Source organism: Streptomyces paradoxus, from assembly GCF_014202475.1.
Taxonomy (GTDB): domain Bacteria; phylum Actinomycetota; class Actinomycetes; order Streptomycetales; family Streptomycetaceae; genus Streptomyces; species Streptomyces paradoxus.
In genome coordinates this window covers 212487-227310 of the sequence record NZ_JACHGV010000001.1, presented here as the reverse complement: position 1 = coordinate 227310, position 14824 = coordinate 212487, and the positions used below count along the sequence as shown (strand labels likewise).

The following is a 14824-nucleotide window of genomic DNA, read 5'->3' as shown; positions in this document are numbered from 1 at the left end:
CCTAGTCGAGCCGGGCGGCGCTCAGCCCGCTCGGCTCGATCTCGCCGGTGCGCTGCTGCGGGATGCCGACCGAACCCTGCTGCAGCGCCACCGTCCGGGCCGGGGCGGGAATGCGGATGCCCTCCACGCGGTAGCGCTTGTGCAGGCGCTTGATGAACTCGTGCTTGATGCGGTACTGGTCGCTGAACTCGCCGACGCCCAGGATGACGGTGAAGCCGATCCGGGAGTCGCCGAAGGTGTGGAACCGGATGATCGGCTCGTGATCCGGCACCGCGCCCTCGACCTCGGTCATCGTCTCGGCGATGACCTCGTTGGTCACCCGCTCCACGTGCTCCAGATCGCTGTCGTAGGCCACCCCGACCTGGACCAGGATGGTCAGCTGCTCCTCGGGGCGCATGAAGTTGGTCATGTTCGCCTGCGCGAGCTGGCCGTTGGGCAGCACGATGAGGTTGTTGGACAGGTTGCGGATCGTCGTCTGCCGCCAGTTGATGTCCTCGACGTAGCCTTCCTCGCCGCTGCTGAGCTTGATGTAGTCACCGGGCTGAACGGTCTTGGACGCGAGGATGTGGATGCCCGCGAAGAGGTTGGCGAGGGTGTCCTGAAGCGCCAGCGCGACCGCCAGACCGCCGACGCCCAGGGCCGTGAGCAGCGGGGCTATGGAGATGCCCAGCGTCTGGAGCACCACCAGGAAACCGATCGCCAGGACCAGGATCCGGGTGATGTTGACGAAGATCGTGGCCGATCCGGCGACCCCGGAGCGGGACTGCGTGACCGTGCGCACCAGCCCGGTCACGACCCGGGCCGCCGACACCGTCGCCACGAAGATGAGCAGGACGGTGAGCACCTGGTTGGTGGTGTGCTGCACGGTGCGGGTCAGCGGGAGCACGGCCGCCGCGCCCGCCGCGCCGCCCACGACCGCGACCCAGGGCACCACGGCCCGCAGCGCGTGCACGATGACGTCGTCGCCCGTCCAGCGGGTGCGGTCGGCGTGCCGGCCCAGCCACCGCAGCAGGATGCGCAGCGCGAACGCTGCCAGCAGGCCCGAGGCGAGGGCGATGCCGGCGAACAGCAGGTCGTCCACGGTGAGGGCCCGGTTCACCGGTCACCTCCGGGGCGGGGAACCACGGCGAACGCCGTCGCCAACGGCCGGATGTGAAGTCTCGTCACGTCGTCACCTGCTCGTTTTCCGGGATGCTCGAAGGTGCCCGACCGCCCTGACCCGCGGTCGGCACGATCGTTCATCCTGCCGTATCCCGCACGGCGTTCCGTACCGGAGGCGGGAGTGCGGGGAGGGTGAGTTACTGCACATGACGCACTGTCACGGCCGAGGCCGCCTTGGTCAGATCACCTTCAGCCGCACCAGCGCCGCCAGCGTCAGCGCGCCCGGCACCAGCGGCAGCCAGACGGTGATGACCCGGAAGGCCAGGACCACGGCGGTGGCGACCGCGGCCGGGCCGCCCGCCGCCACCAGCGCCACGACCAGGGCCGCCTCCACCGAGCCGATCCCGCCCGGCGTGGGCACCAGTGCGACCGCGACCGTCGCCGCCAGATAGGCCACCGCCATGTGCGCGGGCGGGATGTCCAGCCCCAGCGCCCGCCCCGTCAGCACCAGGACGGACGCCTGCAGCGCCGGGAAGGCGAAGGAGCCGCCCCACAGCGCCAGGGCCCGCGCCGGGCGGGTGTGCACCGAACGCGCCTCGCCGAGAGCCGTCCGCAGGAAGGACACCAGGGCCGAGCGCAGCCGCCGTACGAGGGCCAGTACGGCCACGGCGATCACGAGCACCACCAGGGCGCCGGCCAGCAGCGGGCCGAACGCCGTCTCCGGCACCAGCGTGCCCAGCCGCAGCGCGTCGGGGAACGCGATGAGCAGGGCACCCAGCAGCGCCACCCGGCCGATGCTCTCGGCCAGCAGGTACAGGCCGAGAGCGGCCGAGGAACGGGCGAGCGGCAGCCCGCACACCGTCATGAACCGCAGGTTGACCGCGCTCGCGCCAAGACCGGTCGGCAGCAGGTGGTTGGCCGCTCCGGCGGCGAACTGCGTGGCCAGCAGCCGCCGTCTGGGCAGCCGCTCGACCACCGCGCCCTGCCGGGTGCAGGAGGCGGCGACCCAGGTCAGGCAGGTCGCACCGGCCGCGGCCAGCAGCCAGGGCCACTCGGCGGTGCGCAGATGCGCGAGACCCGCGGCCAGCACCGACCGGTGCTGCACGGCGACCACGGTGACGAGCAGGAGCGGGAGCAGACACAGGATCTGCCGCAGGCGGCGCACCGGGACGCGACGGGGGAGTCGTCCCGGGCGGAGTTCGGGGAGTTGTACCGCTGTCACATCCGAAGAGCCTGTCCAGGACGGGCCAACTGCGGGTTGCGGGAGCGGGGACTGGGGATTGCGCGCGGGAAGCGGCTGCGTGGGGAGCGTCATCGGGGCCTTTGCGCGGAGGGACGGGGAAGAGGGGGATCGGGCTGATTGTGCGGGATGTCGGGGCTTGAGCGCGAGCTCCTTGACCTCAAGATTGCTTGAGGTTCTACGGTCGCTGCCATGAGCATGGAGACCACAGCGTGGACACAGCTGCACAGCGTCATGAACGCCGAACGGGAGCGCCGCCCCTTCGCCCTGGCGACCCTGCGCCGCATCGGCGCGTTCGCCCGCCCGCACCGGCGCCGCATCGCCCTCTTCGTCCTGCTCGGTGTGGGCACCGCCCTGCTGGCCGTGGCGACCCCCGTCCTGGCCGGGTCGGTCGTGGACACGATCGTGTCGCACGGCGACGAGGGCACCGTCGTACGTCTCGCCCTGCTCATCGCGCTGATCGCGGTGGCGGAGGCGGCGCTGGGCGTCCTCGGCCGCAGGCTGTCGGCGACGCTCGGGGAGCATCTCATCCTCGATCTGCGGACCGCCGTCTTCGACCATGTGCAGCGCATGCCGGTGGCGTTCTTCACACGCACTCGTACGGGCGCCCTGGTCTCCCGGCTCAACAACGACGTCATCGGAGCCCAGCGCGCGTTCAGCAACACCCTCTCCGGGGTGGTCAGCAACCTCGTCACCCTGCTGCTCACACTCGCGGTGATGCTCACGCTGTCCTGGCAGATCACCCTGCTGGCGCTGGTGCTGCTGCCGGTGTTCGTGATCCCGGCCCGCCGCATGGGCAGCCGGATGGCCCGGATGCAGCGCGAGGCGGCGACCCTGAACGCGGCGATGGGCACCCGCATGACCGAACGCTTCTCCGCCCCCGGAGCCACGCTGGTCAAGCTCTTCGGACGTCCCGAGGAGGAGTCGGAGGAGTTCGCCGAGCGGGCCCGCCGGGTCGCGGACATCGGGATCCGCACCGCGACCGCCCAGGCGGCCTTCATCACCGCCCTCACGCTCGTCTCGGCCCTCGCCCTGGCCCTGGTCTACGGCCTCGGCGGCTGGTTCGCCCTGCGCGGCGCCCTGGAACCCGGCGCTGTCGTGTCGCTCGCGCTGCTCCTGACCCGGCTCTACGCGCCGCTGACGGCGCTCGCGGGAGCGCGCGTCGAGGTGATGAGCGCGCTGGTCAGCTTCGAGCGGGTCTTCGAGGTGCTCGACCTCAGGCCGCTCATCGAGGAGAAGCCGGACGCGCGCCCGGTGCCCGACGGGCCCGTGGCGGTCGAGTTCGACCAGGTCCGCTTCGGCTACCCGGCCGCCGACAAGGTCTCCCTGGCCTCCCTGGAGGAGGTCGCGTCCCTGGACGGGCGAGGCGGTGACGAGGTCCTGCACGGACTGTCCTTCCGCGCCGAACCCGGTCAGACCGTGGCGCTCGTCGGCTCCTCCGGTGCGGGCAAGTCGACCATCGCGCAGCTGATGCCGCGCCTGTACGACACCGACGCGGGGGCCGTGCGCATCGGCGGCGTCGACGTCCGCGACCTCACGGCGCGGTCGCTGCGGCAGACCCTCGGCATGGTCACCCAGGACGGCCACCTCTTCCACGACACCGTCCGCGCCAACCTCCTGCTCGCCCGCCCGGAGGCCACGGAGGACGAGCTGTGGGACGCCCTGCGCCGGGCCCGCCTCGACGACCTCGTACGCTCCCTGCCCGACGGCCTCGGCACCGTCGTCGGCGAGCGCGGATACCGGCTCTCCGGCGGCGAACGCCAGCGCATGACCATCGCCCGGCTGCTGCTGGCCCGCCAGCGCGTCGTGATCCTCGACGAGGCCACCGCCCACCTCGACAACACCTCCGAGGCCGCCGTCCAGGAAGCTCTCACCGAAGCCCTCGAAGGCCGCACGGCCGTCGTCATCGCCCACCGTCTCTCCACCGTCCGCGCCGCCGACCAGATCCTGGTCGTCGAGGCCGGCCGGATCGTGGAACGCGGCACGCACGAGGAGCTCCTCGCGGCGGGGCGGCGGTACGCGGAGCTGTACCGCACCCAGTTCGCCGCACCGGCCGATGGGACGCGGGGCGCCGCCGTCGAAGAGGCCGCGTAGCGGCCTGAACACCCGCCCGGACCTGTGCGTACTCCTCTCCAGTACTCCCGCCGACAGCCCGCACCCGGAGAGGCGACGTGTCCCAGCAGCAACCGCCCGTACGATCCACCCGCCGCAGCCCGTCCCGCGTCCACCGGCCGCGCGCCCTCGCGGCGGCCGGTGTCCTGGTCGTGCTCCCCCTTCTCACCGCCTGCGGCGGAGACGGTGACAAGGACGCCGGCGGCAAGGCGGCGCCCCGTGTGACGGCCGCTCCCGCCGCCGGAGTCGTCGCACCGGCCAAGGTGGAGGTGATCGCCGGGCTGACCGGCTGCAAGGCGAAGATCCGCATCGACGCCGACGAACTGCGCCAGGGGCTGTGCCGCACCAAGAAGGCCGACTACCTCATCACCACCTTCCCCGAGGAGAAGCTCAAGGAGACCTGGCTGGAGAGTGCGCGCGTCTACGGGGGGAAGTACCTCGTCGGCACGCGCTGGGTGGTCAGCGCCAAGCCGGCGCTGCTGGAATCCCTCCGCGCGAAGCTCGGCGGCACGATCAGGGAGCTGCGGGGGATCGGGCCCAAGCCCCCCGGGTAGCGCCGGCTCCCTTTCGATTTCGGCTGGTGGGCGTCATGATGGTGCGGCTCGGGACATGAGCCGCCCCGCTCGCGGCGGCATCGGAGATTGAGTTCGTCGTGGTCGCCACCTTCCGTCGCCACTCGCTCGCGGGCGAGATGCTGGTGCTCCAGCTCGCCATCGTCGTGGTGGTGCTGCTGGCCGTCGCCGCGGTCTCCCTCGCCCAGTCCCAGGCCACCTTCAACCGTGTCGAGGGACGCCGGGTGAGCGCGCTCGCCGAGCAGCTGGCCGCCAACCCCCTGGTGCGCAGCCAGCTGGTGCGACCCGCGCCGGGGGAGGCGCTCGCCCCGCTGGTGCTCGCCACGCAGGCGCAGTCGGGGGTGACGTCCGTGTCGGTGGCCGACGGGGCCGGGCGGATCGTCAGCTCCACGAATCCCACGGTCGTCGGTGAGCGCATGCGGCTCGGACCGGGCACCGGGCAGGGGCGCGGCTGGTCCGGGCAGCTGACCCTGGACGGCAACCGGGAGCTGGCCGCCCAGGTGCCCGTCCTCGGAGCGACCGAGGAGAACCTGGGCCGGATCCTCGGCACCGTGATGATCGGCGAGGCCGATCCCACGGTGTGGCAGCGGCTCAGCGGTGCCTCCTCCTACCTGCTCGCCTATCTGGGCATCGCCAGCGGACTCGGCGTGGCCGGCTCCTGGCTGCTGGCGCGGCGGGTGAAACGGCAGACCCTCGGGCTGGAGCCGGGCGAGATCGCCGGGCTCGCCGAGCACCGGGAGGCGATGCTGTACGGGATCGCCGAGGGCGTGATCGCCCTGGACCCGCAGCACCGGCTCACCCTCGTCAACGACATGGGCCGCCGCCTGCTCGACCTGCCGGAGGACTGTGTGGGCCAGAGCCTGGAGGGCCTCGGCATCGAGGGGAGGCTGCGCGAGGTGCTGTCCGGCACCGCAGCCGGCGAGCGGGACGAAGTCGTCGTCCGCCACGGCCGGGTCCTGGTGATGAACCGGATGACCGTCACCAAGGACGGCCGGTCCCTCGGCTCGGTCACCACCCTGCGGGACCGCACCGAACTGGCCCGGCTGGAGCGGGAGATCGGCTCCTTCCGCAGTTCCTCGGAGCTGCTGCGCGCGCAGGCGCACGAGTTCGCCAACCAGCTGCACACCATCTCCGGGCTGATCCAGATCGGCGAGCAGGACGAAGTGGTCAGCTACATCCGCGCGTTGAGCCGGCACCGCCAGTCCCTCGACCTCACCCTCAGCCGCCGTGTCCGGGACACCGCGGTGGCCGCGCTGCTGATGGCGAAGGCGTCCCTGGCGGCGGAACGGAAGGTCAGCCTGCGGATCTCTGACGACACCGCGCTGGAGCGGCTGGCCCCGGAGGACGCCGCCGATGTGGCGACCGTGGTGGGCAACCTGGTGGACAACGCCGTGGACGCCGCCGCGGCAGCGCGGGACGACGCCTGGGTGGAGGTGGCACTGCGGCAGGACGCCTCCAGCGTGGAGATCGCGGTCCGCGACTCCGGGCCGGGCGTGGCTCCCGAACTCGCCCGCGAGGTCTTCTCCCACGGCTTCACCACCAAGGCCGCGCGGGAGGGCGAACGCGGCATCGGACTGGCCCTGACCAAGCTGGTCTGCGAACGGCACGGGGGAGAGATCTCGGTGGCCAACACCCCCGAAGGGGCCGTGTTCACCGCACGCATGACCGTCAGCCACCTCACCGGCACGGTGGCGGAAGGAGCGGCCCGATGACCGCGGCGAGCGACAAGACGGGCGCGATCGACGTCCTCGTGGTCGACGACGACTTCATGGTGGCCAGGGTCCACCGCGCGTTCGTCGAACGCGTCGAGCCGTTCCGCGTCGTCGGCACGGCCCACACGGGGGAGCAGGCCATCGAGGCGGCCGACGAACTGCGCCCCGATCTCATCCTGCTCGACCTGTACCTGCCCGACCTCTTCGGACTCGATGTCATCCCCCGGCTGCGCACGGCCGGCCACGACTGCGACGTCATGGTCATCAGTGCGGCGACGGAGGCCGACACCGTACGCGGCGCGGTCCGGCGCGGCGTGGTCGACTACCTCCTCAAGCCCTTCGACTTCGAGGATCTGCGCCTGCGCCTGGAGCGCTACGCCGCCCAGCGGGGCCGGCTGCTCACGACGGTGGTCCGGGGCCAGGCGGACGTCGACCGGGTCCTGGCCGGGGCCTTCGCCCCCGCCCCGGCGTCCACCCTGCCCAAGGGCATGAGCGTGGAGACCGCCGGGCTCGTCGAGCGGGCCCTGCGCGCGGCGGACGGCACGCTGTCCGCGAGCGAGTGCGCCGCCCTCACCGGAGTGTCCAGGGTCAGCGCCCGCCGCTATCTGGAGTACTTCCACGGCACGGGCAGCGCGGAGGTGTCCTTGCGCTACGGCGCCGCCGGCCGGCCCGAACGGCGCTACGGCTGGCGCGCCTGAGCCGCCACCCGCGGGCTGTTCGCGGGAGTCGCTTCCTCGTGGTGGGCGTGCACGCGCCGCAGCAGGGAGGCGAGTTGCTCCCGTTCGGCCTCGCTCAGCGGCGTCAGGAGGTCGTCGTCCGCGGACGCGATGTCGGCGCTGAGGTGGTCGAGGGCGAGCCTGCCCTCCGGGGTGATGCGGACGTCGACGCGGCGGCGGTCGGCGAGGCTGCGGACGCACGTGACCTGACCCGCGTCGGCCAGGTCCTTCACGATCTTCGCGAGGTCACTGGCGTTCATGTCCAGCCGGGCGGCCAGCACGCCCTTGGGCTGCGGACCGAGGTCGGCGACCAGGGTCAGGACGGTCAGGTGCCACAGCCGCAGCCCCCGGGCGGTGAGCTTCTCGGACAGGGTGCGGCGGGCGGCCTTTCCCGTCGCGTACATCAGGTACGCGCTGAGGTTCAGCACGCTGGGCGGGGTCATGCGTGAACGTTAGCCCGGCTGTGCCCGTCCTGTGAACGCCCTCCGGAAATAGGTCACTTGGCGGCTTCGGGGCAGTCGCACGCGACCGTCGCCGCGCGGAGCCGTGCCGCGCGGCGACGATGCCGGCCGGCCCCGGGACCGTACCGGGGCCGGCACGTCAGGGGCGGTTGGTGAGGTAGCCGCCCATGGAGGTGAAGTACTCGGTGGCGGGCAGCTCCCGGCCGTCCTCGGTGCGTACGCGCGTGATGGCCAGGCCGTGGTTGCGGCCCGTCCGGGCGTCGGCGCCGGCGACGATCACCACGCCCTCGCCCTCGCGGTAGAAGATGCGGCCGGGCGTGCCGCCGTAGCGGCCCTCGGACACGAATGAGGCCAGGACGTCGAGCCGCTTGCCCCGATGGAAGGTGTAGGCGCTGGGGTACGGCTCGGACTGGGCGCGCACCAGCCGTTCGAGGTCCTCCGCGGGCCAGGTCCAGTCGATGCGGCTGTCCTCGTCGGCCCGCTTGTGGAAGAAGGACGCCTGGGAGCGGTCCTGCTTGGTGAACTCGGTCTGCCCGGAGGCGATCAGGTCCAGCGCGCCGATGGTGACGGGGGCGATGAGGTCGACGGTCTTGTGGAAGAGGTCGGTCGCGGTGTCCTTCGGGCCGACCGGCACGGCCTCCTGCCGGACGATGTCGCCGGCGTCGAGCTCGTCGTTCATCATGTGCGCGGTGACGCCCACTTCGGGCTCGCCGTTGATGAGCGCCCAGATCAGCGGGGAGAACCCGGCGTACTTCGGCAGCAGCGAGTCGTGCACGTTCAGCGTGCCCCGGCGCGGCAGCTTGAAGATGCGCGGGGGGATCCACGTACGCCAGTTGTTGGCCACGATGATGTCCGGGTCGGCCTCCTTGAGGCGCTCGAACAGCTCGTCGTCGTCCGGGCGGTTGCGGATCAGCACCGGGACGCCGTGCTCCTCGGCGAGGTCCGCGACGGAGTCGCTCCAGATCTTCTCGTAGGCGTGCTCACTCTTGGGGTGGGTCACGACCAGCACCACGTCGTGCTCGGACTCCAGGAGGGCTTGCAGGGTGCGATGCCCCCAGGTCTGGTAACCGAACATGACGACCCGCATGGGGTTCCTCCTCAGAGCAAGGTGTTGGCCGACGCAAGTAAAGCAAGGCTTACCTTAGTGCGCAACGGGCTTGTGTTCCGCCGCAGTTGAGAGGCCCTGTCGATCCGGCTGTCCGTTTTGCCCTGTCGACACCCTCGCGGGTTTAGCTTAGGCTCACCTAAGTTCCGTGGGGTGCCGCTTCGTCTGCATGCCCACCTTTCGATCCCTCCACACCTCACACGCGGCTGCCCCGCACGATGGGAGTGACATGTCGCAGGTTCTTCCTGATGACGCATCACCGGTCCATGACCTGATCGGTATCGGCTTCGGGCCGTCCAATGTGGCCATGGCGATCGCGCTCCGCGAGCACAACACCCGCGTCGGCAGGCAGGAGGCGATCACCGCTCACTTCTTCGAGCAGCAGCCCCGGTTCGGCTGGCACCGCGGCATGCTCATCGACGACGCCACCATGCAGGTCTCCTTCCTCAAGGACCTGGTGACGCTGCGGAACCCGGCCAGCGAGTACAGCTTCCTCTGCTACCTGCAGAGCAAGGGCCGGCTGATCGACTTCATCAACCACAAGAACCTGTTCCCGCTGCGCGTGGAGTTCCACGACTACTTCGAGTGGGCGGCCTCCCAGGTCGACGACATGGTCTCCTACGGCCGCGAGGTCGTCGGGGTGGCGCCCGTGACCCGGGACGGTGTCGTGGAGCACCTGGAGGTGACCGTCCGCTCGGGCGGCGGCCTGGAGGTCCACCGGGCCCGCAACCTCGTCATCGGCACCGGCCTGCGCCCGCTCATGCCCGAGGGCGTCGAGCGGGGCGAACGCGTCTGGCACAACTCCGAACTCCTCGAACGTGTCGACGAGTTGGAGGGCACCTCGCCGTCCCGCTTCGTCGTCGTGGGCGCCGGCCAGAGCGCCGCCGAGAACGTCGCCTACCTGCACCGTCGCTTCCCCGAGGCCGAGGTCTGCGCCGTCTTCTCCCGCTACGGCTACAGCCCCGCCGACGACAGCAGCTTCGCCAACCGCATCTTCGACCCCCAGGCCGTCGACGAGTACTTCGCGGCGCCCGAGGACGTCAAGCGCCGCCTGATGGACTACCACGGCAACACCAACTACTCCGTGGTCGACATCGACCTCATCGACGACCTCTACCGGCAGTCGTACCAGGAGAAGGTCCTCGGCACCGAACGCCTGCGCTTCCTCAACGTCTCCCGGCTCACCGCCGTCAAGGAGACCCCCACCAGCGCCCTGGCCACCGTGAAGTCCCTCGTCACCGGCGAGGAGACCGACCTCGACGCCGACGTCGTGGTCTTCGCCACCGGCTACAGCCCCGCCGACCCCACCGGTCTGCTCGGCGAGGTCGCCGACCGCTGCGTCCGCGACGACGAGGGCCGCGTCCGCGTCGAGCGCGACTGGCGCATCGCGACCGACCCCGCCCTGCGCTGCGGCATCTACCTCCAGGGCGGCACGGAGCACACGCACGGCATCACCTCGTCCCTGCTGTCCAACACCGCCATCAGGGTGGGCGAGATCCTGGACTCGCTCCTCGGACGCGGCTCCGCTCCCGCCGACGGCGAGGCCCGCACGCTCGCCGACGGCACGGGCCGCACGGCCCGTCAGTAATCACCGCGCTCGATCAACTCACCGCCGGCGCAAGGGATAACGTACGTCCACATGGGCACGACTGCTGTGATGGAGCGCCCCGCGCCCGGGGGCATGGCGAGGACCCGTCGGCGACGGGTCACGGGTCTGGGCACTCTTCTGGCGGTCCTCGTGGTCGCCGCGGCGCTGTCGCTCGCCGTCGGCGCCCGGGCGCTGAGCCCCGCTGAGGTCTGGCACGGGCTCTTCGGGGCCCCGACGTCCGACCAGCGGCTCACGGAGATCCGGCTCATCGTGGAGACCGTACGGGTGCCCCGCACGGTGCTCGCGATCGTGGCGGGCATCGCCCTGGGGATCGGCGGGGCGCTGATCCAGGGGTACACCCGCAACCCGATCGCCGACACCGGCCTGCTCGGCGTGAACACCGGCGCCTCGTTCGCCGTGGTGTCGGTGATCGCCGTCTTCGGGTTCTCCGACCCGTTCCAGTACGTCTGGTTCGCCTTTCTCGGGGCGGCGGTCGCCGGTGTCGTGGTGTTCGGTCTCGCGAGCGTCGGCCGGGGGGCCGGCAACCCGCTGACGCTGGCCCTGGCCGGGCAGGGGATCACGGTCTTCCTGATGGCGATGACCACGGCGGTCGCGCTGTCGAACCAGGCCTCGCTGAACGCGCTGCGGTTCTGGAACGCGGGCTCGGTGGCCGGCGTGGGCTTTGACGTCATCTGGCCGGTGACCGCGTTCGTCGCCGTGGGGCTGGTGCTGGCCCTGACCACGCTGCCCTCGCTCAACCTGCTCAACCTCGGTGACGACGTGGCACGGGGGCTCGGCGTGAACATCGCGCTGAGCCGGACCGTCGGCATCACCGCCATCACGCTGCTTGCGGGGGCGGCGACGGCCGCGTGCGGCCCCATCGCCTTCCTCGGTCTCATGGTGGCCCACGTGGCCCGCCACCTGACCGGCCCGGACTACCGCTGGCTGGTGCCCTGCGCCGGACTGCTCGGCGCCGTCGTCCTGCTGGTCTGCGACATCATCGGCCGACTGGTGGTCCGGCCGGGCGAGTTGGACGCGGGCGTCGTCGTGGCGCTCCTCGGCGCCCCCTTCTTCGCGGTGCTGGTCTGGCGCGGAAAGTTCAGGAGCGCATGAACGTGACCGATGTGAAGCCGTCGCTGCCGCCGGGCGTGCGGCTGGGCCGGGTGTCGTTCTTCTGGCGGCCCTGGCTGGTGGGCGTCTCGCTGCTGCTGGCGGCTGCGGCCTTCCTGGTCTTCTGCGTGTCCATCGGCGTCGGGGACTTTCCCATCGGCCTGCCACAGGTGATCCGCACGCTCCTCGGACGGGGCGAGCAGGTCGACGAGTTCGTCATCATGGACCTGCGGATGCCGCGTGCCCTGGCCGGACTCGTGGTGGGCGTCGCGCTCGGGGTGTCCGGGGCGATCACCCAGTCCATCGCCCGGAATCCCCTGGCCAGCCCGGACGTTCTCGGCATCACCACGGGCGCCGGTGCGGTCGCGGTGTTCCTGGTGACGGTGTCGGGCGGGGCCGCCGCGGCCGTGGCCGACACCGTGGGCCTCTCGGCGGCGGCACTCGCCGGCGGCCTCGGCACGGGACTTCTGGTGTACTTCCTGGCCTGGCGGCGCGGGATCGACGGTTTCCGGCTCATCCTCATCGGCATCTCGGTGAGCGCGGTGATGGAGGCCGTCACCACCTGGCTGCTCGTCACGGCCGACATCAGGGACGTGGCCCAGGCACAGGCCTGGCTGGTCGGCTCGCTCGACGACCGCTCGTGGGGCGAGGTCCAGGTGGCCCTGTGGGGCACGCTCGCCCTGCTGGCCGTCGTGGCCGCCGTCGCGTTCCAGTTCAAGCCGATGCACTTCGGCGACGAGGTCGCCGCCGGTCTCGGGGTGCGGTACGCGGCCGTGCGGGCGGTCCTGCTGCTGTGCGCGGTGCTGCTGGCCGGTATGGCGGTGAGCGCGGCGGGCCCGGTCCCGTTCGTCGCGCTGGTCGCCCCGCAGGTGGCGATGCGGCTGGCGCGCTGCCCCACACCGCCGATGCTCGCCTCGGGCCTGGTGGGCGCGCTGCTGCTGATCGGCTCGGACCTGGTCGCGCGGGCGGTCCTGCCGGTCTCGCTCCCGGTCGGCGTGGTCACCGCCGCGATCGGCGGGCCCTTCCTCGTCTACCTGCTGGTGCGGGCCAACCTCCGGTAGATGTACAAGAGTCAGGTGAACCTAAGCAAGGGGGGACCCGTGGTCGCACAGTCCGTCACCGAGGCCGCGGTCGGCGACGCCTCGCGGCTGGCAGCCCGAGGCGTCACGGTCGGCTACGGCGGCCGGACCGTCATCGACGGCCTCGACGTGGCGATACCGCCGGGGGTGGTCACCACGATCATCGGCCCCAACGGCTGCGGGAAATCGACCCTGTTGCGGACCCTGTCACGGCTGCTCAAGCCGGCCAGGGGGACGGTCGTCCTGGACGGCGAGGACATCGGCAGGCTCCGGACCCGGGACGTGGCGAAGAAACTCGGCCTGCTCCCGCAGGCGCCGGTCGCTCCGGAGGGGCTGACGGTGGCCGACCTGGTCGCCCGGGGCCGGCACCCGCACCAGAGCTGGCTGCGGCAGTGGTCCTCGGACGACGCCGAGGTCGTGGAGCGCGCGCTCGCCATGACCGGCGTGGCCGACCTGGCCGACCGCCCGGTCGACTCGCTCTCCGGCGGGCAACGGCAGCGCGTGTGGATTTCCATGACGCTGGCTCAGGGCACCGACCTGCTGCTCCTCGACGAGCCGACGACCTATCTGGACCTGGCGCACGCGGTCGACGTCCTCGACCTGGTCGACGATCTGCACGAGTCGGGCTGCACCGTCGTCATGGTGCTCCACGACCTCAACCTGGCCGTGCGCTACAGCGACCACCTCGTCGTGATGCGGGACGGCTCGATCCTGGCGCAGGGCCACCCGCACGACGTCGTCACCGCCGAACTCCTTTACGAGGCCTTCGGGTTGCGCGCCCAGGTGATCGACGACCCGGTGGGGGACCGGCCCTTGATCGTGCCGATCGGGCGGACGCACGTGCGTCCGGACACATCCCGATAAAGAGGTACGGGGTAAGGCTAGGCTAACCTCACTCCATCACGATAAGGTTTGCCTGCCCTTTAGGCGAGGGTGCAGCGAACTAGCGCGAAAGCAAGGGGTTTTGGATGCTCCTCCATCGAACGACGTCCGGGAAGCAATGGCGGCGGCTGGCGGCGGCTGTGTCCGCGGCCACCCTCGGCGTCGGTCTCCTCGCGGGATGCGGTTCCGACTCGGCGGACACGGCGGACAACAAGAACGAGGGCACCCAGGCCGCCGCGGACGGCGCGTTCCCGGTCACCGTGGAGCACGCGTTCGGATCCACGAAGGTCGAGAAGGCACCCCAGCGGGTCGTCTCCGTCGGCTACACCGACGACCAGACCATCCTGGCCTTCGGCATCAAGCCCGTCGGCATGGTCGACCAGTACCCCAACCCGCCGGGCAAGTCCCCCGACATCAACACCCAGTGGCCCTGGGTGAAGGACAAGTGGGGTGACACCAAGCCCGAGGTCATCATGAAGAACGGTGACTCCGGCCCCAACTACGAGAAGATCGCGGCCCTGCGGCCCGACCTGATCGTCGCGGTCTATTCCGAGATCGACCAGGCCGGCTACGACAAGCTCTCCAAGATCGCTCCCACGGTGGCCCGCACCAAGGGCGAGAAGGAGCCCTTCAGCGCCCCCTGGCAGGACAACGCCCTGCACATCGCCAAGGCCCTCGGCAAGGCCGACGAGGGCCAGAAGATGGTCGACGACATCGAGGGCAAGCTGGACACGGCCAAGAAGGAGCACCCGGAGCTCGGCAAGCAGACCGCTGTCGCGCTGTCCTGGTACGAGAACTCGGTGGCGCCCTTCACTTCCACCGACGTGCGCGGCCGGCTCGTCTCGGGCATCGGCTTCAAGTACCAGACCGGGATCGACAAGGTCGCCGGAGGCAGCTTCTACACCAAGCTCTCGCCCGAGCGCATCGACCTCGTCGACGTCGACCACATCTTCGTCATCAACGACAAGGCCGACACCGAGGCCCTGAAGAAGTTCAAGCTGTTCGCCAACCTCGACGCCGTGAAGAAGGGCAACGTGTCCTACCTGCTCGACAGCGAGGGACCGGCGGTCGGCGCGGCCATCTCCCAGGGCACCCTGCTGTCCATGCCGTACGCGATCGACGAGCTCGTCAAGTCGGTCGAGTAGG

General features: G+C 71.1%; 13 protein-coding genes. 9 read left to right on the top strand and 4 right to left on the bottom strand.

Annotated elements, in window-relative coordinates:
• Nucleotide 1 precedes the first annotated feature (1 nt).
• The gene (locus HNR57_RS01040) at nt 2-1099 is read right to left on the bottom strand and encodes a mechanosensitive ion channel family protein (protein WP_184554393.1); all 1098 of its coding nucleotides are present in this window, start codon (nt 1097-1099) and stop codon (nt 2-4) included.
• A gap of 240 nt (nt 1100-1339) precedes the next feature.
• Nucleotides 1340-2323, bottom strand: a complete 984-nt coding sequence (locus HNR57_RS01035) for a lysylphosphatidylglycerol synthase transmembrane domain-containing protein (protein ID WP_376772132.1) — start codon at nt 2321-2323, stop codon at nt 1340-1342.
• A 216-nt stretch (nt 2324-2539) separates the two neighbouring features.
• Between HNR57_RS01035 and HNR57_RS01030 the strand changes: the two genes are divergently transcribed.
• The 4 genes from HNR57_RS01030 to HNR57_RS01015 all read left to right on the top strand — a co-directional run bounded on the left by HNR57_RS01030 (nt 2540) and on the right by HNR57_RS01015 (nt 7435).
• Entirely contained in the window at nt 2540-4435 is a 1896-nt protein-coding gene (locus tag HNR57_RS01030) for an ABC transporter ATP-binding protein (RefSeq protein ID WP_184556451.1), read from the top strand.
• Nucleotides 4436-4512: 77 nt separating this feature from the next.
• On the top strand, nt 4513-5007 hold the full coding sequence (locus HNR57_RS01025) for a hypothetical protein (RefSeq protein WP_184554390.1): 495 nt from the start codon (nt 4513-4515) through the stop codon (nt 5005-5007).
• 98 nt (nt 5008-5105) lie between these two features.
• A complete protein-coding gene (locus HNR57_RS01020) occupies nt 5106-6737 on the top strand; it encodes a sensor histidine kinase (RefSeq protein ID WP_184554387.1) in 1632 nt (543 codons plus the stop codon).
• Complete coding sequence (locus HNR57_RS01015) at nt 6734-7435, top strand: response regulator (protein ID WP_184554384.1); 702 nt, start codon at nt 6734-6736, stop codon at nt 7433-7435. The genes HNR57_RS01020 and HNR57_RS01015 overlap by 4 nt, the downstream gene beginning before the upstream one ends.
• Here HNR57_RS01015 and HNR57_RS01010 read toward each other — a convergent pair.
• Both HNR57_RS01010 and HNR57_RS01005 read right to left on the bottom strand, forming a co-directional pair.
• The gene (locus tag HNR57_RS01010) at nt 7417-7896 is read right to left on the bottom strand and encodes a MarR family winged helix-turn-helix transcriptional regulator (RefSeq protein ID WP_184554381.1); all 480 of its coding nucleotides are present in this window, start codon (nt 7894-7896) and stop codon (nt 7417-7419) included. The two genes, HNR57_RS01015 and HNR57_RS01010, sit on opposite strands and share 19 nt — an antisense overlap.
• 157 nt (nt 7897-8053) lie before the next feature.
• Nucleotides 8054-9001, bottom strand: a complete 948-nt coding sequence (locus HNR57_RS01005) for a methionyl-tRNA formyltransferase (protein WP_184554378.1) — start codon at nt 8999-9001, stop codon at nt 8054-8056.
• A gap of 247 nt (nt 9002-9248) precedes the next feature.
• Between HNR57_RS01005 and HNR57_RS01000 the strand changes: the two genes are divergently transcribed.
• From HNR57_RS01000 to HNR57_RS00980, 5 genes are all read left to right on the top strand, one after another.
• Nucleotides 9249-10607 (top strand): lysine N(6)-hydroxylase/L-ornithine N(5)-oxygenase family protein, encoded by a 1359-nt coding sequence (locus tag HNR57_RS01000; protein ID WP_184554375.1) that lies wholly within the window; start codon nt 9249-9251, stop codon nt 10605-10607.
• 51 nt (nt 10608-10658) lie between these two features.
• Nucleotides 10659-11720 carry a FecCD family ABC transporter permease gene (locus HNR57_RS00995; protein WP_184554372.1) on the top strand — a complete coding sequence of 354 codons (1062 nt, stop codon included), beginning with the start codon at nt 10659-10661 and terminating at the stop codon, nt 11718-11720.
• On the top strand, nt 11717-12778 hold the full coding sequence (locus HNR57_RS00990; RefSeq protein WP_184554369.1) for a FecCD family ABC transporter permease: 1062 nt from the start codon (nt 11717-11719) through the stop codon (nt 12776-12778). The genes HNR57_RS00995 and HNR57_RS00990 overlap by 4 nt, the downstream gene beginning before the upstream one ends.
• Before the next feature lie 39 nt (nt 12779-12817).
• Complete coding sequence (locus HNR57_RS00985; protein ID WP_184554366.1) at nt 12818-13660, top strand: ABC transporter ATP-binding protein; 843 nt, start codon at nt 12818-12820, stop codon at nt 13658-13660.
• A gap of 104 nt (nt 13661-13764) precedes the next feature.
• Complete coding sequence (locus HNR57_RS00980) at nt 13765-14823, top strand: iron-siderophore ABC transporter substrate-binding protein (protein ID WP_184554363.1); 1059 nt, start codon at nt 13765-13767, stop codon at nt 14821-14823.
• Nucleotide 14824 lies beyond the last annotated feature (1 nt).

What these genes read in the sequence shown, in the direction of transcription:
- HNR57_RS01030 (WP_184556451.1), top strand. Translation starts at nt 2,540, where the DNA reads ATGGAGACCACAGCGTGGACACAGCTGCACAGCGTCATGAACGCCGAA.
- HNR57_RS01015 (WP_184554384.1), top strand. Translation starts at nt 6,734, where the DNA reads ATGACCGCGGCGAGCGACAAGACGGGCGCGATCGACGTCCTCGTGGTC.
- HNR57_RS01010 (WP_184554381.1), bottom strand. Translation starts at nt 7,896, where the DNA reads ATGACCCCGCCCAGCGTGCTGAACCTCAGCGCGTACCTGATGTACGCG.
- HNR57_RS01005 (WP_184554378.1), bottom strand. Translation starts at nt 9,001, where the DNA reads ATGCGGGTCGTCATGTTCGGTTACCAGACCTGGGGGCATCGCACCCTG.
- HNR57_RS01000 (WP_184554375.1), top strand. Translation starts at nt 9,249, where the DNA reads ATGTCGCAGGTTCTTCCTGATGACGCATCACCGGTCCATGACCTGATC.
- HNR57_RS00995 (WP_184554372.1), top strand. Translation starts at nt 10,659, where the DNA reads ATGGGCACGACTGCTGTGATGGAGCGCCCCGCGCCCGGGGGCATGGCG.
- HNR57_RS00990 (WP_184554369.1), top strand. Translation starts at nt 11,717, where the DNA reads ATGAACGTGACCGATGTGAAGCCGTCGCTGCCGCCGGGCGTGCGGCTG.
- HNR57_RS00980 (WP_184554363.1), top strand. Translation starts at nt 13,765, where the DNA reads ATGCTCCTCCATCGAACGACGTCCGGGAAGCAATGGCGGCGGCTGGCG.